The 1,018-nt window shown below is 47.7% G+C and carries 1 protein-coding gene; it reads left to right on the top strand.

The window, feature by feature from the left end; translation table 11 throughout:
* The coding region (locus FHK88_RS14550; protein WP_227430931.1) for a hypothetical protein at positions 1-895 on the top strand (895 nt) is incomplete at its 5' end.
* Between the last annotated feature and the right edge of the window lie 123 nt (positions 896-1,018).

The raw sequence follows: 1,018 nt of genomic DNA, 5'->3' as shown, positions 1-1,018 counted from the left end.
AAGGGGAAAAGAAGAGAAGAAAGAGAAAGGAGAGGGAGGGAAGAAAAGGAAAAGAGAGAAAAGGGGAAGGGGGAGGGGAAAAAAGGGGAGAGGGGAGGGAGGGGAGAAGAAAGAAAGGGGAGAGGGGAGGGGGAAGAGGGAAGAAGGGAGGAGAGGAGAGAAAAGAAAGAAAGAGAGGGGGGAAGGGAAGAGAAAAAGGGGAGAAAGGAGGAAGAGGAAGAGGAAGGGGAAAAAGAAAAGAGAAGAAGAGAAGAGAGAGAAGGGAGAAAAAAAAGGGAAGAGGGGGGAGAGAGGAGAGAGGGAGAGGGGGAAAGGGAGAGGGAAGAAGGGAGGGAGGGAAGGAGGAAGGAAGGGGAGGAGGAAGGAGAGAAGAAAGAGAAGGAGAGAAAGGAAAAAGGAGGAAAAGAGGGGGGGGGAGAGGAGGGACGGAGGGAAGAAAAAGAGAAAGAAAAGAAAGGAAAAAAAAAGGGGAAAAAAGGGAAGAAGAAGAGGGGGAGGAGGGAGGAAAGGAGAGAGGGGGAGGGGGAGAGGGAAAGGAGGGGGAGGGGGAGGGGGGAGAGGGAAGGGAGGGAGAAAGGGGAGGAAAGAAAAGAAAAGGGAGGGAGGAAAAGGGAAGGAAAGAAGGGAGGGGGGGAAGAGAAAAGGAAAAAAGAAGAGAAGAGAAAAGAGGAAGGGAAAAGAAGAAGAGGGGAGAAAGAAAGGAAGAGAAAAGGAGAAAAGAAAGAAAGGGAAAAAGGGGGAAGGGAAAGGAGGGAAAGGAGGGAGGAGGGAGGAGGAGGGAGGGGAAAAAAGGAGGGAAAAGAGAAAGGGGGGGAGGAAGGAGAAGAAGAGAGAGAGAAAGAAGGAAAGGAGGAGAAAAAAAGGAGGGGGGGAAGGGGGAATAGAGAAAATTTAAAGAGTAAGTGAGGGGATAGGATAAGTAATAATAAAAAGAGATATAATAGAGTAAAAAAAATGAAATAATAAAATAATAATTGTAGTTAAAAAGATTTAGGCTTCTTCTTACGTGGTGTTAGTA

Origin of the sequence: Psychrobacter sp. I-STPA6b (genome assembly GCF_020662265.1) — a bacterium.
Taxonomy (GTDB): domain Bacteria; phylum Pseudomonadota; class Gammaproteobacteria; order Pseudomonadales; family Moraxellaceae; genus Psychrobacter.
This window is presented reverse-complemented; position numbering and strand designations above follow the sequence as displayed.